This window comes from Marinobacterium lutimaris (genome assembly GCF_900108065.1).
Classification (GTDB): Bacteria; Pseudomonadota; Gammaproteobacteria; order Pseudomonadales; family Balneatricaceae; genus Marinobacterium_D; species Marinobacterium_D lutimaris.
Genome location: NZ_FNVQ01000001.1, coordinates 1936263 through 1955615 on the forward strand (window position 1 = coordinate 1936263; position 19353 = coordinate 1955615).

The 19353-nt window shown below is 56.8% G+C and carries 20 protein-coding genes; 6 read left to right on the plus strand and 14 right to left on the minus strand.

Annotated features, from left to right (window positions below):
• Positions 1 to 12: 12 nt before the first annotated feature.
• The 6 genes from fdxB to nifE form a co-directional block, all read right to left on the minus strand.
• Positions 13 to 321 (minus strand): ferredoxin III, nif-specific, encoded by a 309-nt coding sequence (gene fdxB, locus C4S72_RS09100; protein WP_104002695.1) that lies wholly within the window; start codon positions 319 to 321, stop codon positions 13 to 15.
• An 18-nt stretch (positions 322 to 339) separates the two neighbouring features.
• Entirely contained in the window at positions 340 to 546 is a 207-nt protein-coding gene (locus C4S72_RS09105; RefSeq protein WP_104002696.1) for a CCE_0567 family metalloprotein, read from the minus strand.
• Between the two features lie 24 nt (positions 547 to 570).
• A complete protein-coding gene (locus tag C4S72_RS09110; protein WP_104002697.1) occupies positions 571 to 1038 on the minus strand; it encodes a NifX-associated nitrogen fixation protein in 468 nt (155 codons plus the stop codon).
• Between the two features lie 35 nt (positions 1039 to 1073).
• On the minus strand, positions 1074 to 1454 hold the full coding sequence (locus tag C4S72_RS09115; protein ID WP_200826704.1) for a NifB/NifX family molybdenum-iron cluster-binding protein: 381 nt from the start codon (positions 1452 to 1454) through the stop codon (positions 1074 to 1076).
• Positions 1455 to 1548: 94 nt separating this feature from the next.
• Positions 1549 to 2931 (minus strand): nitrogenase iron-molybdenum cofactor biosynthesis protein NifN, encoded by a 1383-nt coding sequence (nifN, locus tag C4S72_RS09120; RefSeq protein ID WP_104002699.1) that lies wholly within the window; start codon positions 2929 to 2931, stop codon positions 1549 to 1551.
• Positions 2924 to 4348: a nitrogenase iron-molybdenum cofactor biosynthesis protein NifE gene (gene nifE, locus C4S72_RS09125; protein WP_104002700.1), complete on the minus strand. Its 1425-nt coding sequence runs from the start codon at positions 4346 to 4348 to the stop codon at positions 2924 to 2926. Before nifE ends, nifN begins: the two co-directional genes overlap by 8 nt.
• A 351-nt stretch (positions 4349 to 4699) precedes the next feature.
• Between nifE and C4S72_RS09130 the strand changes: the two genes are divergently transcribed.
• Positions 4700 to 5647, plus strand: coding sequence for a slipin family protein (locus C4S72_RS09130; RefSeq protein ID WP_104002701.1), 948 nt, complete (start codon positions 4700 to 4702; stop codon positions 5645 to 5647).
• Positions 5647 to 6114 carry an NfeD family protein gene (locus C4S72_RS09135; protein WP_104002702.1) on the plus strand — a complete coding sequence of 156 codons (468 nt, stop codon included), beginning with the start codon at positions 5647 to 5649 and terminating at the stop codon, positions 6112 to 6114. Before C4S72_RS09130 ends, C4S72_RS09135 begins: the two co-directional genes overlap by 1 nt.
• Before the next feature lie 80 nt (positions 6115 to 6194).
• On the opposite strand, the gene C4S72_RS09140 is transcribed toward C4S72_RS09135, so the two are convergent.
• The 7 genes from C4S72_RS09140 to nifH all read right to left on the minus strand — a co-directional run bounded on the left by C4S72_RS09140 (position 6195) and on the right by nifH (position 12401).
• Positions 6195 to 6938, minus strand: coding sequence for a 4Fe4S-binding leucine-rich repeat protein (locus C4S72_RS09140; protein WP_104002703.1), 744 nt, complete (start codon positions 6936 to 6938; stop codon positions 6195 to 6197).
• Positions 6928 to 7203: a DUF6129 family protein gene (locus tag C4S72_RS09145; protein WP_104002704.1), complete on the minus strand. Its 276-nt coding sequence runs from the start codon at positions 7201 to 7203 to the stop codon at positions 6928 to 6930. The genes C4S72_RS09140 and C4S72_RS09145 overlap by 11 nt, the downstream gene beginning before the upstream one ends.
• A complete protein-coding gene (locus C4S72_RS09150) occupies positions 7200 to 7916 on the minus strand; it encodes a dinitrogenase iron-molybdenum cofactor biosynthesis protein (protein WP_104002705.1) in 717 nt (238 codons plus the stop codon). Before C4S72_RS09150 ends, C4S72_RS09145 begins: the two co-directional genes overlap by 4 nt.
• Before the next feature lie 14 nt (positions 7917 to 7930).
• Entirely contained in the window at positions 7931 to 8140 is a 210-nt protein-coding gene (gene nifT, locus C4S72_RS09155) for a putative nitrogen fixation protein NifT (protein ID WP_104002706.1), read from the minus strand.
• A gap of 109 nt (positions 8141 to 8249) precedes the next feature.
• Positions 8250 to 9821 carry a nitrogenase molybdenum-iron protein subunit beta gene (nifK, locus tag C4S72_RS09160; protein WP_104002707.1) on the minus strand — a complete coding sequence of 524 codons (1572 nt, stop codon included), beginning with the start codon at positions 9819 to 9821 and terminating at the stop codon, positions 8250 to 8252.
• Between the two features lie 95 nt (positions 9822 to 9916).
• Entirely contained in the window at positions 9917 to 11398 is a 1482-nt protein-coding gene (gene nifD, locus C4S72_RS09165; RefSeq protein ID WP_104002708.1) for a nitrogenase molybdenum-iron protein alpha chain, read from the minus strand.
• A 130-nt stretch (positions 11399 to 11528) separates the two neighbouring features.
• Positions 11529 to 12401, minus strand: coding sequence for a nitrogenase iron protein (nifH, locus tag C4S72_RS09170; RefSeq protein WP_104002709.1), 873 nt, complete (start codon positions 12399 to 12401; stop codon positions 11529 to 11531).
• A gap of 428 nt (positions 12402 to 12829) precedes the next feature.
• On the opposite strand from nifH, the gene C4S72_RS09175 reads away from it, so the two are divergent.
• From C4S72_RS09175 to C4S72_RS09190, 4 genes are all read left to right on the plus strand, one after another.
• The gene (locus C4S72_RS09175; RefSeq protein WP_104002710.1) at positions 12830 to 13669 is read left to right on the plus strand and encodes an SIR2 family protein; all 840 of its coding nucleotides are present in this window, start codon (positions 12830 to 12832) and stop codon (positions 13667 to 13669) included.
• Positions 13670 to 14379: 710 nt separating this feature from the next.
• Positions 14380 to 16299 (plus strand): methyl-accepting chemotaxis protein, encoded by a 1920-nt coding sequence (locus tag C4S72_RS09180; protein WP_104002711.1) that lies wholly within the window; start codon positions 14380 to 14382, stop codon positions 16297 to 16299.
• 218 nt (positions 16300 to 16517) lie between these two features.
• The gene (locus tag C4S72_RS09185; protein WP_146071885.1) at positions 16518 to 16931 is read left to right on the plus strand and encodes a hypothetical protein; all 414 of its coding nucleotides are present in this window, start codon (positions 16518 to 16520) and stop codon (positions 16929 to 16931) included.
• A gap of 29 nt (positions 16932 to 16960) precedes the next feature.
• Entirely contained in the window at positions 16961 to 18211 is a 1251-nt protein-coding gene (locus C4S72_RS09190) for a hypothetical protein (RefSeq protein WP_104002713.1), read from the plus strand.
• Positions 18212 to 18630: 419 nt separating this feature from the next.
• Here C4S72_RS09190 and C4S72_RS09195 read toward each other — a convergent pair whose 3' ends face one another.
• Complete coding sequence (locus tag C4S72_RS09195; RefSeq protein ID WP_160115479.1) at positions 18631 to 19275, minus strand: DUF1826 domain-containing protein; 645 nt, start codon at positions 19273 to 19275, stop codon at positions 18631 to 18633.
• Between the last annotated feature and the right edge of the window lie 78 nt (positions 19276 to 19353).

Here is a 19353-nt window from a genome sequence, read left to right on the forward strand (position 1 = left end):
TCGTTCGTTAAGTTAGGCCGCAGCCGGTTCGTGGCTATGACACTGTTTCGGACAGACACGGAAGCAGGATTCGCAACCGATGCAGTCCTCCACATTGGCGATCGCCATCACCTTCATTTCATCGTCGTCATCGTAATCGTCGTAGTCATCATCGTCACCGGCCAGGGCCTCGCCACGATCCACCAGTTCGAATACGTCACGCGGACAGACCTTGTAGCATCGGCCACACCCGATGCAGGTCTGCTGGTTCAGGTCGGTGATAAAACTGGGCACCCACTCGGCACCGCCACGGGTGCGCCCTTTAATAAGCTCTGCAGACATTTCACGGTTCTCCAAGATTCAGCTCTGAACGGAATCCAGCTTCTCCTGAGCGGATTTCCAGGCCAGACAGGCATCGACGGTTTTCTGCGCCAGATCAGGCAAGGTTGCATAGTCGGTCCAGAGACTGTCCTCGACCAGGTCATGGACCGCAGAGGCACACTCGGTAGCGATTCGCTTGGCCTTGCGCGCTTCCTTCTGCAGTTTTTTCAGTTCGTCGTCGGTCATCTCTCCCCCTCCTGTCCTGCTAGATTAATCTTCCGCGGCAGCGCGGAACTTCTCGATGGTAGCGAGCGCACGGGCTACTATTTTTTCACCTTCGTCATCGAGTTTTTCTACGGAATCGAAGCCGAAGCGATGTACATCGCGCAGCGCCTTGTCGACCACAACCAGCTTGCCGACCATGATCAACGCCCGGCCAAAGCCTTCGTGGGTCAGGTTGATCATCGGTACGGCCATCATTCCGCACTCCTGTTCAACGCGTACCGCGATAGCGTTGTAGTAGGCCTTGACCCGCGAGATCACCACCTCATCGGGATCGCCCACCACCGGAATCTCGCGACGGCGCGCCTTGGTCAGGATCATCGGATCCAGTACCTTGTCATCGCCCCAGGTGTCGTATGTGCCGTAGCTGTCCATGGCGCGCAGCTGCACAACCATCTGTTTGACGAACGGGTTTTGCAGCGCGGCGCTGCCGGCTTCTACACAGACTTCGCTCATTGTTACTCTCCAGTGTTATCGAAACGTCTGCCGGGCTATTCGTCCCAGCCTTCCGCCTCCATCGAATCGAACGCAGTAGGCCCCAGCTTCTGGCGTTGGATCGCCTTGGCCAGCCAGCTGGACGGACCCGCCCGCAACTCCTCCTGCAAGGCGGTCAGAAGCTCGTCGATGGAGGCTTCGTCGGTGACCCGCACCGGTTGAATACCTTGCGCCAGCAACTGACGCACCGCCGAGGCGCCACAGGCGCGGCAATAGATCGCGGCGCACCCGGACAACTGCTCTATCTTTACCGGCAGGCGGTCCTCGTTATCCTCTTCGCTGATGTCGGAGAACTCACACACCGACAACAGGCGACTCGCATCCACGCCTACGGAATAGATCGCGAACGCCCGTGCCGAGCCGAAATGCTGATTCACATATTCCCGGTCCGTGGTAGCGAAGGCGACGCGCAGTATTTCTATGTCCTCCGCACTACCGACGACCTCAAGCCGTCGCGTCAGCGGTGTCATATCAGCCTCCCGAAGCCACCTTCAGCGCTGGCTCGTGGTCCTGTTTCTGGGCATAGATCGAGTGATAGGGCTCGATCTCCTCGTGCTGCGACAGTTTCAGGTTCGAGATATCGAACAGCGTCTGCTGGATACCGCGGTACCCGCACCAGACCCGCTGAAAGCCGCCCACGTAGTCATATTGAGGGAAGCCGGCACGCAGCAGCGGTTTGTGCAGACGGGCGGAGGTTTCCGCCAGGTGACTGTTACCGATCAACAGCTCGGCACGGGCTTCGCGGGCATCGTTTTCCAGATCTTCCAGATCGCCGATCTGCACCTCCTCCATGGCCAGCTCCGCAAGCGCAGGCCCCTTGGCCGGTGCTACGGCGGTGACCACCTCGCCGCCCATGCTGACCACCAGGTCGTGTAGCGCCAGCAGCAGATCTGGGTCCGCAGCGATCGCAACTCGCAGCTGACCGAGCATAAAGTGAGTATCGAGCATGGCATCCTGCAGTTGGCTGCGGTGGCGGCGCCAGCGCGAGGGCACCTCGTTGCCGGACAGCTCAGCCAGGGTCATCATCCAGCGATCCACCTGTTTCAGGCTGTGCAGATGAGGAAATGCGTGATTTTCCACGCCGGTGCGCTGCTGCAGCAGCTCGGCTGCCGCCTGCATGGAGGTACCGATGGTCAACGTCGCCCGGCTTTCGCAGGCGGTGGCCAGCTCATCCAGGGTGAGGCCACCGGTAGTCAGCGGATTGAACTCCTCGGTGGGCAGATGGCCGTCCAGCGAGGTTGAAAGATCTGGCAGCAGCAGTGGACGCAGCCCGAAGCTCTCGATGCTGTCGCAGATAAACTCCAGGTCGCCCGGTGTCAGATGAGCACCGCAGATCACGTTCACTTGCTTGTGACGCAGCCCCGCCCGGGAAGACTCGGGGATCAGCGCCTCGAAGATCGCCTTCATCGCCAGGGCGTAGCCGGTTTCGAAACAGCCACTGAAGTCGGGCGTATTCGCCGCGACCACAGCGACCTTGTCGAACTCAGGGTACTTGCGCCGGAACTGGCCTATCGCCCCTGTCATGTCACAGCCCTGGGTTTCCGCCAGGCCTGTACTGCATAGGCCGATTAGCGCCGGCTTTTGCTTGTCGCTGATCGCACGCAGCGCCTCAACGATATTGTCGTCCGCCCCCATGATCGAGCTGACCTGATCCATCGCAGTGGTCTGCAAAGGGATCGGCTCACGAAAATGGCGCACGAAAAACACCTTGGCGAAAGCGGTACAGCCCTGGCTGCCATGCATCAGCGGCATGCTGCGGTTAAAACCGAGATACGCGAGGGCAGCACCCATGGTCTGACTGGCCTTGAGTGGCGCTACCGCCAGTGGCTTTTTGCGCTTATGAATCTTAGCCATGCTTCACCTCCGCCAGCTGCAGCGGCTCAATGCTGTCGGAGCGCTCGCCCCAGGGAGCCGGCTCACGTACCGCCTGCCAGATCGGGCTTTCCATGGTCAGCGCCAGCTGACGCACCAGCTCCAGCATCCCTTGGTAACCGGCGTAGCCGAACTCACGCTCCTGGTTGATATCGAGGAAGGGAATGCGCGCTTTCAATGCGGTGTAGAGGTTACGACCACCCGCAATCAGGATATCGGCCTTGTAGTCGTGGACGATCTGGATCAGCTCCTTGGCGCCGCCCTCCTCGATCATCTTGGTGTCGTCACCCATGAGTTCGCGGATACGCGCCTTGTCCTCTTCGGTGGACTTCTTGGTGCCGGTGGCGACCACTTTCATACCCAGATCCTGCAGCGCCGAGATCACCGACCAGGACTTCACACCGCCGGTATAAAGCAGTACACGTTTACCCTCGAGACGCTCACGCCAGGGCTCCAGCGCGGCGCGGATGCGCTTTTCTTCCCTCTCGATCAGTGCTTCGGTGCGCTCGGTCAGATCTGGATCGTTGATCGCTTTGGCAAAGTCGCGCAACGCCTGGGAGGTATCGGTGATGCCGTAGAAGCTACCCTCAAACCAGGGTACGCCGTACTTGTCTTCCATCTTGCGAGCCACGTTCAGCATCGCCTTGGAACAGACCATCATGGTCACTTCCGCCCGGTGCATGGTCTGCACCTCGCGGAAGCGGGCATCGCCAGACAGGGTGCAGAGCACGCGGATGCCCAGTTCATCGAGCAGCGGCAGCACATGCCAGAACTCACCGGCGATGTTGTACTCACCGACCAGATTCACGTCATGCACCTTGATACCTTCGCGGCGGCCCGCCTCGGGGACCGGGTCCGGTTCACGGGTGCCGATCACATGCTTGAACATCGCCTCACCGGCGATACGGTTACCCAGGTTCTTGGTGCCATAGAAACCGGCGCCATCCACGGGTACCACCGGCGTACCCCAGCGCTCGGTGGCAGCCTTGCAGACCGCATCCACATCGTCACCAATCAGCGCAGGGACACAGGTGTTGTAAACAAATATGGCCGAGGGGTTATAACCGTCGATCGCCTGCTTGATCGAATGAAACAGACGCTTCTCGCCCCGTCCCATGATCACGTCCTGCTCGGTCAGGTCCGTGGTCATACCGATACGATAGAGTGTCGGACCACTGGAGCGGGTGCCGCGGTTATCCCAGGAGCTGCCGGCACAGGCGATGGGGCCGTGAACGATATGCGCCACATCGGCGATCGGCAGCAGCGCGATCTGCGCACCATCGAAAGCACAACCACCGGCAGACGCACCAGGCTTGGGTTTAGCGCAACCGGACTTCTCTTTCTTGTTATGCTCGCAGGCTGGTTCGTCCAGCAGCTCGGCAATATCCTTGGCTTTCATGGCACCCTCCGGTTACACGGTGTTGATGGCTTTCAGACACAGCAAAAGCATCTGTCAGTCATGGTCATCAAACCTGTTGCAACCGATATGCCACGGATAAGCCATTGATTTGATAGTGTCTTGTAGGCCTTCGATGTTACAAAGCCGACAAAGCAGCAGCACAATCTCCGCTTACTGACATCCCGCTGTCATCCTCGTGTCTCCCGGCTCAGGCAGTTCGACGCATCCCCCCTCCTCTGCCAGCGCCAGCCAGAGCTGACGCCCGTCACGCCAGGTGCTGAATTTCTTTTATTGGTCAGACGGGCACCGTACACTCCGATGTATCCCCTCACCCATAAAAAGGATTTGCCGATGGAAATCGTTGAGTTTCTGCTGAACAACCTGTTTACGGTACCGGTGGCGCTGCTGGTCTTTGCCCTGATACTGCTTAAGTCATCGATCATTTTCGTGCCACAAAACCGGGCTTTCATGATCGAGCGTTTCGGCAAATACCGGGCGACCAAAGAGGCAGGCCTTAACTTCCTGCTGCCCTTTATAGATCGTGTTGCGGCGGACCGTTCGTTGAAAGAGCAGGCTGTCGACGTACCCCAGCAGGGAGCCATCACCAAGGACAACATCTCGCTGCACGTTGACGGCGTGCTCTACTTCCGCGTGCTCGACCCCTACAAGGCCACCTATGGCGTGGACGACTACGTGTTTGCGGTGACCCAGCTATCCCAGACCACCATGCGTTCCGAGCTCGGCAAGATGGAGCTGGATAAAACCTTCGAAGAGCGCGATGCGCTGAATACCAATATCGTCACCTCGATCAACGAGGCTGCGGGCCCTTGGGGTATCCAGGTACTGCGTTATGAGATCAAGGACATCATTCCGCCCCAGTCCGTTATGGAAGCGATGGAGGCGCAGATGAAGGCGGAGCGAGTGAAGCGTGCTCAGATTCTCGAGTCCGAAGGCGACCGCCAGGCAGCGATCAACCGTGCCGAAGGTCAGAAACAGGCGATCGTTCTCGCAGCCGAAGCCGACAAGGCCGAGAAAGTCCTGCATGCAGAAGGTGAAGCGAAAGCGATCATAGCCGTGGCCGATGCTCAGGCGCAGGCCCTGAAAACCGTGGGTGAACAGGCCAACACGGAAGAGGGTCAGAAGGCGATCCAGCTGGATCTGGCCACCAAGGCGATCGAAGCCAAACATGCGATCGCCAAGGAATCCTCCATGGTCATTCTGCCGGATAATGCCACCGATGCCAGCTCGCTGGTGGCCCAGGCGACATCCATCATCAATCAGATCAACAAGAGTTCCTGATGGAGTTTTTAGCCTCTTACCTGATTGAAGCCCTGGCGGTACTGGGTATCGCGCTGCTGGCGATAGAGGTCTGGGTGCTCGGTGTCAGCACCCTGGTACTGCTGTTCGCCGGGATCGCTCTGCTGCTCACCTCGCTGTCGATGTATGTCGGCTGGATTCCCGATACCTGGCAGTGGGCCCTGATTGCGACCACCGGTTTTACGGTGGTGACCGGCCTGATTCTCTGGCCGATTTTCAAACGCATTCAGCGCACATCTGCCTCGGACCACAAAGCGGTTAAAAGCGACCTGATCGGACACAGCTTTTATCTGCCGGAGGATACTTCGCTGCAACAACCGACGACTTACCGTTTCTCCGGGGTCAACTGGAAACTGATCAGTCAGGAAACGCTGACCAAGGGGACGCTGGTTGAGGTAGTGGATCTGCAGGTTGGCGAGCTGTTTATCCGGGCGAAACAGCAGGATTGATTGAACAGACACTTCTCCCCCTTCAGGTTTGAAGTTTTTAAAGAACTAACAGCAAAGAGCCCGCAGGCAAGCGGGCTCTTTCAGGTTTTGGGGCCAAGCCTGGAGCTGACCAGGTCTCTGACCTCAGGGTCAGGGTCATCACGTAGATCTTCCAGTGCCTCCAGCGGCGCATCCAGGGCCGCTGCCAACCTGACGGTCCAGTCATCATCTTTGAGCATCGGCACCACCGCATCGCCTTCAAGCCTGTCGGCAACGATTCGGCGAATCTCCGCTTCGGGGTCGTGCATCATCAACCCCAGACTGACCTCGGGCAGACGTCTCGCCACCAGTTTTCGCACCTGCCGGTCCGGGTCACGGATCATACGGAATAAACGTCCCTGGGGCAGGCGCTGGGTGACATAGGCACGCACCAGATAATCTGGATCTTCGGCCAGCTTTTCCAGGTGCTCTACCGGAATGCGGTCAGCGACGGTGATGCGTACTTCGCGGTCGTCGTCATCAACCAGGGCCAGCAGTTTTTCACGCGGCAGGCGGTATGCCACGGCGCGGCGCACCGCTTCATCCGGATCCAGAATCAGCTTGTCGAGCGCATCCAGCGGTGCGTAGCGAACGGCGATGGCGCGACGCTCCCAGAAGGAGTCCTGCAGGTAGTAGATCGCAAGATGCGGATTTACCCGCAGGAAACGGTCGATCTGGCGACCGCTGTGGGCGGCGATACAGACATCGCCGGGCACACAGCGGCCGGTCAGCAGCAGCTCGGCCTTGAAGCGACAAAAACGGCAATCCGCAACGGGGGTCAGATCGCCGTCCTGCTCAGTCGTCATCCGCAATCACCTCCGCCAGCACCACGCCTGACGCGTTCTCCGCATCGTTGGAGAGCTTTGAACAGTGGTCACTGGAGTTCACCAGATAGAGATTGAAGCTGTCGTACTCTTTCCAGGGCTTGGCGGTGGCGCCGATATCGTCTTCAAAGCACCAGGTGAAATGGTAATCGGGGTATTTGATCCGCAGATCGGCGATCAGCGTCTCACACAACACCTGGGATGTTGCGAACTCGGCGATTTCATTGAGAGTCGTTTCGGTGATCATGCGAACTCCTCCTCATCCTGGCGGAAACGGATACGCTCTTCGGCATCGACACCCATCACTTTCGCCAGCCAGGGCGGCGGATTGGTGCCGATAACAGCTTTGAGCTCTTCCATAAGTTCCGATGCCTCACCACCATTAGGCAGCTTCACCGGATGCAAACCGGCGCGCACTACTTTCGCCGCGGCGGGTCCGCCAATCGACACGGTGTAGAGCAACTGACAGTCTTCGATCAGACCGGCGCGATAGATGTTCTTATCCTCTTCATCCGGGGTCTGTCCGGCGCTGCGGATATCTATCAGTCGCACCTCTGAATCCGACACCTGATAGACCAGAAAGCGCGCACAGGAGCCGAAATGACCGTCGATGCGGGTGTCGTGGTTGGAGGCGCAGGCGATACGGATAGAACCCGGCATATCGCCCTCGGCGTAGGCCTGGGTTTGCGGCAGTGACTCTTCACTGGCCTCCATGTTAACGCCGATACCCTTGAGCAGGTTCAGCGCCGCCTTGAGGTGTTCATTATCGATCTCGGCCAGCTCTTCATTGGCCGCGGCCTTGAGCTTGGCGACTTTGAGCCGCCCCAGCTTGGTCGGTGTGATCGGCAGACCCAGCGCTGAGACCAGCACGGTCATCAGGCGTTTCGGGTCTGTATCGGGAAGCGCCCGGGCGGCAAGCCCGATACGCAGAGCAACTTCGGGGGAAAGTTTATCTGCCATGGCACTGTCCTCGGTTAACCGCGCTTGGCGCGCAGGGTAATCGGCAGCTTGGGGGGCGCATCCAGCGGATCGATGTAGTAGCGGGTACCGTCGGTCAGCTCGATGGTGCCGCCCCAGCTGTCATCTGAAGTGAATTCGATGGAAGAGATCTCATCTTCCTGGTCCTTCTTGGCAACGTACAAGGTCATTTTGCCTTCGTTCTGGCGGATCATTACGTTTGGCATGGCCTGTTCCTCTAGTAGGTGGAGAGCCTCTAGGTGGAGAAACTCTGGACGGAGAAAGAACCGGGGCTTACCAGCCCCGGTTCGATTCCGATCAACTCGACAGCTTCGATTAACGAACCAGGTCGTAGTTGAAGTCGGTGGTCTGCATGCCGCGCGTTTCGTCGTCGAGACGATCCAAGACAGCGTTGACGATGGTGGTCAGCATCTGCATGGCGCCTTCGTAGCCGAGGGTAGTCTGGCGATGCAGGTGGTGACGGTCGAAGATCGGGAATCCAAGACGGATAAGCGGTACTTCGAACTCTTTACCCTTGTACAGGGTGTCACGGGAGATCTCTTTACCGTATGAGTTACCGATCAGGAAGTCCGGCTTCTTGGTAAAGCACAGGGAACGCATGTGCCACAGGTCTTTACCGATATGAACTTCGCTGTCAGCACCGTACGGAGAAGAAGCCAGGATCGCTTCCATCTCTTTCTTCCAGCGCTTGTTGGCGTGGTGGCAGAGAACGTGGATCGGCTCACCACCCAGCTCCATCAGGAACTTGGTCAGGCCCATGACGAAGTCAGCATCACCGTAGAGGGCGAATTTCTTGCCGTGCAGCCAGGTGTGGGAGTCGGTCATCATATCGACCAGACGGCCACGCTCAAGCTCCAGTGCAGCACCCACCGGCTTGCCGGTGATTTCGGAGACTTTCATCAGGAACTCGTCGGTGTACTCCAGACCCATCGGGATCTTCAGCTTCGGCACTTCGTGTTTCCAGGTGTTCTTGACGAACTTCTCGGTTTTCACGAGCTGCCAGGGCTGCAGCATGATGGTGTTCAGAGCATTCGGCGCGTCCTTGATTTCGTCCATGGTAGTGCCGCCTTCATACATGCGGAACTGGCCATCAGCCGGAGTATCAAGCACTTCTGAAGGATCAGACAGCAGGGTCGCATCGACACCCATGTCAGCCATCATGCGCTTCATGACGCGGAAGTTACCCAGGTAGGTTTCGAAGCCCGGCACCAGGTTCAGCTTGCCGCTCTTACCCACTTCCTTGTCTTCCATGAAGTTCAGGGTGAAGTAACGGGCGATACCTTCGAACATGTTGTCCCAGCCAGTGGTGTGGCTGCCGACGAAGCTCGGGGTATGCGCGAACGGAACCGGGTAGTCCTGATCGATGTGGCCTTCTTTCTTGGCGTTGCCGATGAAGGCGTTCAGGTCGTCACCGATAACCTCGGCCATACAGGTGGTGGAAACAGCGATCATTGCCGGCTTGTACAGCGCCTTGGCGTTTTCCAGGCCGTCGAACATGTTCTTCTGACCACCGAATACTGCCGCATCTTCGGTCATGGAGTCGGATACACAGGATACCGGCTCTTTAAAATGACGGTTGAAGTAGGTACGGAAGTAAGCGACACAACCCTGGGAACCGTGTACGTATGGCAGAGTCTTTTCAAAACCCAATGCGCAGAGTACAGAACCGAGCGGCTGACAGGCCTTCGCCGGGTTCACGGTCAGCGCTTCGCGCTGGAAATTCAGTTCCTGATATTCTTCAGTGGTCGTCCACTGGAACACTTCGTCGATCTTGGCCTGCGGATGTTTCTCTTCGAAATCATCGCGCTTTTTAGCCAGCATATCCTGGTATTCGTCTTCGAGGAAAAGCGGATAGCTCGGCTTGATATTGTCAACTGACTGACTCATTTCAATCTCTCCTCCCGCGCCACTAATCTGTGAACTGACGGGTCAAAGTGGGTAGTTGGGGTTCACGGCCAGAGGCCGCGAACCTTTCAGCCAATTCAGGCGCTGGCAGCAACGGCAGAATCTTCAGCCGCATCTGCTTTCCAGGGAGCCTGAAGCTTTTTCCAGCAGGGGTTGTTCAGGGTCATGTCCATATCACGGGCGAAGATCGCGAAACCGTCGTAACCGTGGTAAGGGCCTGAGTAGTCCCAGCTGTGCATCTGACGGAAAGGGATACCCATCTTCTGAAAGATGAATTTCTCTTTGATACCAGAGCCGATCAGGTCGGGCTTAACTTTCTTAACGAACTCTTCGAACTCGTAGCCGGTCACATCATCGTAAAGCAGGGTAGCGTTACCCATTTCCTTGATGGTGCGATCGTAGTCGTCGTTGTGCGCGAACTCGTAGCCGGTACCAACCACTTCCATACCCAGATCTTCATAGGCACCGATCACGTGACGCGGGCGCAGACCGCCGACGTACAGCATGACGCGCTTGCCTTCGAGACGCGGGCGGAACTTGTCGATAACAGCCTGGTACTCGAGCTTGTACTTGGCGATAACCTCTTCCGCTTTCTTCTGGATAGACTCGTCGAAGTGGGAAGCGATTTTGCGCAGGGACTCGTCGGTTTTGGTCGGACCGAAGAAGTTGTATTCAACCCAGGGAATACCGTACTTCTCTTCCATGTGACGAGAGATGTAGTTCATGGAGCGATAGCAGTGAACCAGGTTCAGCTTGACCTTCGGAGTCAGCTCCATCTCGGCGATGGTGCCGTCACCGGACCACTGAGCCACAACGCGCAGACCCATCTCTTCCAGCAGGATGCGGGAAGACCAGGCGTCACCACCGATGTTGTAGTCACCGATGATCGCTACGTCGTACGGAGTGGTTTCAAAGCTGTTGTCGTCGTCACGCTTGTCCAGAGCCCAGTCACGAACAGCGTCGTTCGCGATGTGGTGACCCAGGGACTGAGACACGCCACGGAAGCCTTCACAGCGAACCGGAACAACGGTCTTGCCGGTGTCTCTGGTCGCTTTTTTGGCAACGGCTTCGATGTCGTCACCGATCAGACCGATCGGGCACTCGGACTGGATGGAAACACCTTTGTTCAGCGGGAACAGGGTTTCGACTTCTTCCAGCAGTTTGGCCAGCTTCTTATCGCCGCCGAATACAATGTCCTTCTCCTGGAAATCAGAGGTGAAGTTCATGGTAACGAAGGCGTTGATGCCGGTGGTGCCGATGTAGTAGTTACGACGGCCGTTACGGGAGTACTGACCGCAGCCAACCGGACCGTGAGAGATGTGAATCATGTCCTTGATAGGACCCCAGACCACACCCTTGGAACCCGCGTATGCGCAACCACGAATGGTCATCACACCCGGCAGGGATTTCTTGTTAGAAGTGATGCACTTCTTGGACTGTTCTACAGACTGATCGTTGGTAGCCAGGTGCTTGGCGCGATCTTTCTTGGCTTTTGCAGGATAGACTTCGAGCACTTCATTGATGAGCGCATCGGTCTCTTCACGTGACATGACAGACATGACCTGTCTCCTTTACATGTTGGGTTGCGAACAGAGGCTAATCTGCCCCATGCTCGTCCTCGGAGCGGGCAGCCCCCGGAAATACCGGGAGGCCCCCCGTCCTGCCGACAACTTGCAATACCAGACCGAATTACTCTTCAGCCGCAGTCTTACCGATGATGCTGGCGTCTTCCTCGTCCATGATGCCGAATTCCATCAGCAGAGCTTCGAGCTCATCCATGGTTACAGGAGTCGGGATAACCAGCAGCTTGTTGTCTACGACTTTCTGTGCCAGCGTGCGGTACTCATCAGCCTGCGCAGCAGCCGGATCGTATTCGATAACGGTCATACGACGGATTTCAGCGCGCTGTACGACGTTGTCACGCGGAACGAAGTGGATCATCTGGGTGCCCAGCTTTTCAGCCAGAGCCATGATCAGTTCATCTTCGCGGTCAGTCTGACGGCTGTTGCAGATCAGGCCAGCCAGGCGCACGCCACCGGAGTTAGCGTATTTCACGATACCCTTGGAGATGTTGTTGGCAGCGTACATAGCCATCATCTCGCCAGAGCATACGATGTAGATTTCCTGAGCTTTGTTTTCGCGGATCGGCATAGCGAAGCCACCGCACACAACGTCACCCAGTACGTCGTAGAAAACGAAGTCGAGATCGTCTTCGTAGGCGCCTTCCTCTTCGAGGAAGTTGATAGCGGTGATTACACCGCGGCCGGCGCAACCAACACCCGGCTCAGGACCACCGGACTCGACGCACTTAATGTCGCCGTAACCGGTTTTCAGTACATCTTCAAGTTCCAGATCTTCCACGGTGCCGGCTTCAGCAGCCATTTCCATGATGGTGTTCTGGGCTTTGGAGTGCAGGATCAGACGGGTAGAGTCAGCTTTCGGGTCGCAACCCACGATCATGACTTTTTTACCCATTTCAGCCAGGGCAGCTACCAGGTTCTGAGTAGTGGTAGACTTACCGATGCCGCCTTTTCCGTAGATTGCACATTGACGCATTGCCATAGTGTTGCTCCTCGTTTCGGACATTGCTTCCGAGCCCAGACTCACAGCCATTTACTGAGTCGCCTCGGCCTTCGTAACTTCCCGCTAGTCGTTGCGAAAGCTGTACCAAAACGGGCACAAGGCAGTATCCGCCTGTTTTTCAAAGGGTTTATATCTACAATCACTGAATTGGCCGTAGCGATGTCACGACAAAGAGGGGGTTGTCTGTCGTAACAACAACAAAAAACCCTTAGCTTTGTCAGGGCTTATACCTCTGTCGAAAATGCGACAATCAGCCACATCTTTACCAACGCACCTCCCCCTTCCCGCCTTTCAGTTCTTTAAGATCAAACACTTATCCGTGGCGTAACTATTGCAGTTCGTGCATATGGCCCGATGAACCTAGTGACGGGTCTCCATTGTCCGAACCCAACATGAAAGGCCCTGCCATGTATAAAGAGCTAATTGAAGGAATACAGAGCGGTAAGATCGTCCCCTATCTCGGCGCCGGCGCCCTTAAGGATGTCACCAGCAAAGTGGACGGCAGCCCTATCCCTGCCGACAGCGACAGCCTTATTCTGGCGATGAACAACGGTCAACCGATGGCGCCGCGGCTGATGTATGAATTCCCGCGCGCGGCCATGAGCATGGAGAACAAGAAAGGTCGCAGCTTCGTCACCCGTTTCCTTAACGAGACCTACGGCGAAAAAGAGTGGAGCCGGGGCCAGCTGCACGACTGGTTGGCAGACCTGAAGCCCAACTACGTGATCGATGTAAACCGCGATACCCAGCTGCTCGACAGTTACGCGGATACCGAACATACCCTGATCATGGGGGTAGCACGGATCATGGCCAGCGACTTCCGTTTCAAGATTTTCCATTACGACGGCAGCAGCTATAAGGAGATTGAACAGAGCGCGGTCAACGCCAGCCTGCCGATCCTGTTCAAACCACTGGGCGCCCCCAAGCCGGAATCCAACTACATCGCCGCCGATGCCGACTTTGTCGACTACATCACCGAACTGATGGGTGGGTTCGCTATTCCTTCCTTCCTGAAGGAGTATCGCCAGCAGAAGCAGTACCTGTTCCTGGGGATGCGCTTCACCCGCGATACCGAGCGTATGGTCATGAGCGATATCATCTACTCCGCCGACCAGCCTGCCGGTTGGGCGTTTATCCCGGAGCCCAACGATAAGGAACGCCGCTTCTGCCGGCTGAAGAAGATCGAGATTATCGAAGAGGACTGGACCGCCCTGCTGAATGCTGAGGCTGTTCGCGCCTCCGCCTGACCCTGTCCCGCTCCGTCCCCCACGGCCGGAGCGGGCCGCTTTCACAGCAGCGCCAGCGCAGAACCCCGCATGCAGATTGCGACCAGCATCGAATCCAGACGGTCGCTGACCGCCCCGACCAAGTAAAAATCCACCTGCATAGCAGGTGGCTTTGCAGGGAGCCTGGGTAAACCTGCCGACGGATGCCTGGACCACCCGTATCTAATTCCTTTTCGAGGCCGGTTTCGGCTGCTGCCGAGCAAAGAGACTTGTGCGGACAAGTCCCTTTGCAATCCCAAACCGCCCCTAAGGCTTGGTCGGCTGCGCCGACTTCCCTGCGCTTCTCGTCTGAAAGAGCGGGAAAGGAAACTCACCGCTTCGCGGCTCAAACAGCCTTTCCCTTGTTTCTCTTTCAGCCTGCGATGCTCGGCTGCACCAAAGGGGATGGATTGCTGCGCTCAGATAGCCACGAGCCATCGAGCCCCGTTATCGATACGGTGCGAGAAAGGCATAGCCTCGACTAAACGATCACTGCCTCCATAAGAGATGGTTTAAGAGCAACAATAAAAGTCTCTAAAAAAAGACCCTTTTCACAAAAACCACTTAGACCTAAGTAGCAAAAAGCCACGTAATAGCGTATTTTTTGCTCTAGATCATGGATCTGATTGCACCTTTGCTGGACGCACTTCTTACTTTTTGAATAAGTGGTTTATTGGTTCCGCGGGAGCGCTATGTCACTGCAACGCAAGTTCATCCTTTCCCTTTCCGTCGCGGTTATTGTCTTTGGCCTGATCAGTGTGATCCTCGCCGTCGGCAAAAAGTCAGGCGAGATTCAAACCCAGGTCGACAGCGAAACCAACCAGCTGAGCAACGAAACGATCCGCCTGCTGGATGTCACCAACAGCATCATGTCCGAGCGCGTGCAGAGCAGCATGAAACTGCTGATGCAGCGCGGTAAGGCGAAAGGTGAAGCCAGCCAGGGAAGCCGCACCAGCGTGGGCGGAACCAGCGTGCCCAACCTTCTGCTGGGCGGCGAGCCTCAGGCCAACAACTTCACCCTGGTTGATCAGCTGACCGATGTCATGGGCGGCACCGCCACCCTGTTCAGCCGCGACGGCGATAACTTTGTCCGGGTATCGACCAACGTCGTTAAGGACGGTAAGCGCGCTATAGGCACACTGCTCGCCCCCGAGGGTAAAGCGATGGCGGCAATCCGACAGAACCGCGCCTACTATGGCGAGGTGGATATACTCGGCCAGCCCTATCTCACCGGCTACGCTCCCATCGAAGGCGCCAACGGCACCATCGGTATCTGGTACGTGGGCTACTCCGCCGACCTTCAGGCGCTGGAGACATCCGTTGCCGGAGCCCGCATCCTGGACAAGGGCTTTGTCGCCCTGCGCGATGGCAAGGGCCAGATTCGAGTCACTTCCGATCATATGAGCGCTGAGCAGGTGAACAACATTGTCGCCAACCCGGGCTCGGACTGGACGGTCAAGGTCGTGCCCTACGCCCCCTGGGGCTATGACGTGATTCTTGGTTACTCCAACACCGAAGTCAGTGGACTGATCCGCAGTGAAGCGCTGATGCAGATCGGCTTTGTGCTCGGCGGCGGGCTGTTGCTGATCCTGATTCTGTCGCTGCTGGTTCACCGCATGGTTGGCCGCCCGATGGATAACTACATCAAGGCGATCGATAACCTGGCCGATGGCGAGGGCGACCTGACCATGCGCTTCAACGAGTCCGGCAACGATGAATTCGGGCATATGGCCAAGGGCTTCAACAAACTGCTGCAGCGCATTCAACAGACCATTGGCGACTCACGCCAGGCTGCCACCGAACTCACTCACGCTGCGCAAAACCTCTCCCGCATCGCCAGCCAGTCCAGCGAGGCCGTGACCGCCCTGAGCCGCGAAACGGAGCAGGTTGCCGCTGCGACCCACGAGATGAGCCAGTCCGCCGAGGCGGTTACCGAGGGCGCAGCGGTCGCCGAGCAACACGCCCGCGCAGCCAATACCGAGGTCAGTCACGCCGGCGACAGCCTGCTGCAGACCATCGCCAATATTGAGAAACAGGCCAACGAGATTCAGGCATCCAGCGATGCGGTCAATGAACTGGCCAGCGCATCCCACGATATCAGCGGCGTGCTGGCGGTGATTCGAGGTGTAGCCGAACAGACCAACCTGCTGGCCCTTAATGCGGCCATCGAAGCAGCACGAGCCGGTGAGCAGGGCCGAGGCTTTGCGGTGGTCGCCGATGAAGTGCGCTCACTCGCCTCCCGGACCCAGGCCTCCACCGAGGAGATCCGCGAAATGGTTGAACGTCTGCAGAACGGCGCGGAAGCGGCTTCCTCACGCATGAGCGCCACCCAGGCCAGCGCCATCGACAACGCCAACAGCGCCCGTGCCGCCGGTGATATGCTGAACAGCGTGCTGGAAGCGGTGAATCGCATCGCCGTTGCCAACACCGAGATCGCCAGCGCCTCGGGCCAGCAGCAACAGGTGTCCGAAGAGGTCAGCCGTAACGTTGAAGGTATCCGCGAAGCCGGCGAACGCAGCGCCGAATACTCCACCCACACCTACGATGCCTGCGATGCGCTGACCAAACTGGCAGAAAAGCTGGACAGCCAGTTGGCCCATTACAAGGTCTAAACTGCTTAGTAAGCCAGCCCCCGGTAAACTGCACGCGCCGGGGGCTCGATCCGCTGGGCCTACCGGAATTTTCGGCTCTGCTGATACCATCCTCCCGGCAGGCCCTAAAACACGCAAATCCCGCCCTTCGCCTTTACACCCTGCATACACTCTGGCTAGATAAACACCAGCTACAGTGACACCTACAAACGGCTATTAACCGAGACTAAGCGCTCAGCATGAAAAAATATTCAATATATAAATATCTGATTATATTAATATTTTTGTTTAGCCGGCATATAGGGTACGCGTCGGAGCCGGAAAGCGACGCATCCTACCTGCAAAGCTTGAAAGCGATCTCCCAGATCGAAGGCAACGGCAGTAACGAGCTGCTGACCCTGCTCAGAGAATCTTCCGATCAGCTCGTCGAGCACTGGTCTGCCCCACTGGCCACAGAGATAGCGCGCGTTTTTAACCTGCTGCTAGATGCCAACCAGAATTATTTTTTGGTGGAGCTGATCGAACCCGCCGTTGAAGGCCAGCCCGATAAATTCCCTCCTGTTCTGGAAAAAGGACTGTCCGATGAAAACTACCAACTCTACAAAGAGCTACTTCAGATAGAGCGCCGCGAAGAGATCGAAGGCAACGGCTGAATTTGTAGCGACTAACCCGGGCACTCCTGATGTCAGACAAGCTGAAACACGCAAGACCGCCACAGTCTCTGGACTTTCCTATCGTTGTCGAAGAGTGCTTCTTCGAACCGGGGCAGTACATTTCCGAGGGTGACCAGCTTTATATATTTAAAGACTCAGCTGGCCGCAAGGTGATCATGCGCTCTCCGCTAACGGGAAGCGTCGCCGAGGGTCCTGTTGCTGTGGGTTCGGCTCTGCCCAAGGGGATGCCCGTCGTTGGCGTTTATACGACAGATTCAGCTGGCACAAAAGCAGATACTCGAACCGCTCAACAGGCAGCGCCAGAAAAGCCCGCGACCGAAAGCCCTGTTGCCGACAATGGACCAACATCGGGAGCGGGCAGTTCAGACGGGGTTTCACAAGCTGTCGAGAAAGCGCGGGAAAACGCCCCATCCGGATTCATGCAAAAATTCTGGAGCAGCGATAAGCCCGGGGTCTCCTGGGGTGGAGTGGGACCGATTTTCAAACTCGTTATTTTTTACGCGCTTCTGGTGCTGATATTTAACTTGGCTCTGCGTATTACCTTTCCCGATCTGGCTCTAGAAAACAGGTTATTACCCTCGATCGGATTAATTCTCCTGGCGATCTGGCTGACGCTGCTAACGGCAAGTCGGTGGCGCCGACGCCCCTCTCCCATCGGGCTCTATACAACGCTGATTCCCCTGGTGATCGCCGGCATCTTTATATCGATCCTGCCGGACAGGGAGCTCGCCAAAGCAACCGGCTTTCGAGCGGACAGGTTATGGGCCTTTTTTCACCAGCCCGGAAACAACGACGCACCACCGGTCACGAAGTCTGCTCCCTCCTCCGAGCCTGAGCCGCCTTCGGCCTCGGCACCCTCCCGTTGCTTCGTAGAAATCGTCCAGCATTGCGAGGGCGCTTACAGCAGCACAGTCAAAAACTGGTCCATCGTTAAACGCCATGAGAGCAATCTGCCAGCGGATCTTTGTACCGAGGGCCTCCAGGCACTCGCTTACACGCCTTATAGCGGAGAGCTCTCCTACCCCAGCGATTTTCCCGCCCGTTTCAAACCGGCGGTCGAACCTATGCTCAAGAGATTCGAGCAGGGCGTAAAAACGCAGCACGCCGATTGCGCCGTCATGCCCTGGAGTTCAGCAACACTGAAGATTGTTCCCAACGAAGAGCTGGCCCAGATCCCCGGCGGGAAAAGGAAATGTACCTCCAGCCCCCAACCTACTGCCAGCGACTCGGTCAGCAGTTATGTGTGTGCCCGTTTTTAGAGGCAAAGAGCTCCAGACGACACGAGATCTGTCAGATCTCATTTCCGGTGGAATAACCCGCCCATCATCAGGAGCATTTCACACTGAATAAGACTAGGCCTGCCAAGCAAAATCTCACATTCAGTGAAATGATTTCGTACGGTTTCTTACTTAGCCTGAAACCGATAGCAGAGGCATTCTATTAGGCACGAAGAGTCATTAAGCACAGCGATAACTCTAGACGGAAGGGACGGTCTGACATTGCAGACCGTTGTTGGTCCGAAGCGAACATTCGGCTCTTAGAGCCAAATGCCAGCGATCGGCAGTCTTTAACGTCCGAGCTAGTGACTTGCCCATAACTGGCCATAACATGCTTCATCTACCCGCCTGGGAGGCTTTGCGTGTTGCGTCCATTTTATGTCTGCTTTGTCCTTTCAAACTCAATCCGCAAAATCCAAAGAAAGAAACATCCTCATGCCTCCCTCTGCCACTGGAGGAGAGCGGTGTACTACCCCAAAGCCTTCATTCTCAAACCAGCCATCACCTTTCAGTAGAGCCACATCACCGGTACTAATCTGTTCGAACCTGTCCGGTTCTGTTTCCGGGATACGTGGGCAGCCATTTTGCGGTTCTGGTAGCCAGTGGGTGCCGGCGCCGCTAAAGCAGGTGACAAGGCGAGCGGGCAGAAAATCTACGTGAAACTTCGGACACATGGCGCGTCGCAGTGTGGCCAGGCGCACACCGATCTGTTCCGGCTCGAACAGACACTGATACATCTCCACCAGTTCGCAGATGTTGTTGACCAGTGCTTCTTTACCTTCGAAAGTTGGCAATGCCCCGTTGAGTTGAATGGCAGTTTCTGCGCGCATCTCTTCACCGGTACCGATCAGACATCGCAGGCTAACCTGGCGGTTGGATTCGGCGAGTTGAGCCATGTAGTGTTCGATCTTCTTTTCCAGGTCGCGTTGCCAAACGGCGAGGTTACATTCAGGTTGGTAAATTTCACCCAGTACTTCGGCTTGGTTACCAATACGTGCAACTCGAGCGGGTTGCTGGGTTAAAACTGCGTGGTTTGTTGCATTCATCGTGATTAGTGTCTTTACCAGGTTCGTCGGAGCCAATAATGTTATGATATAACAATACATAAATATGCAGCTGTGTTG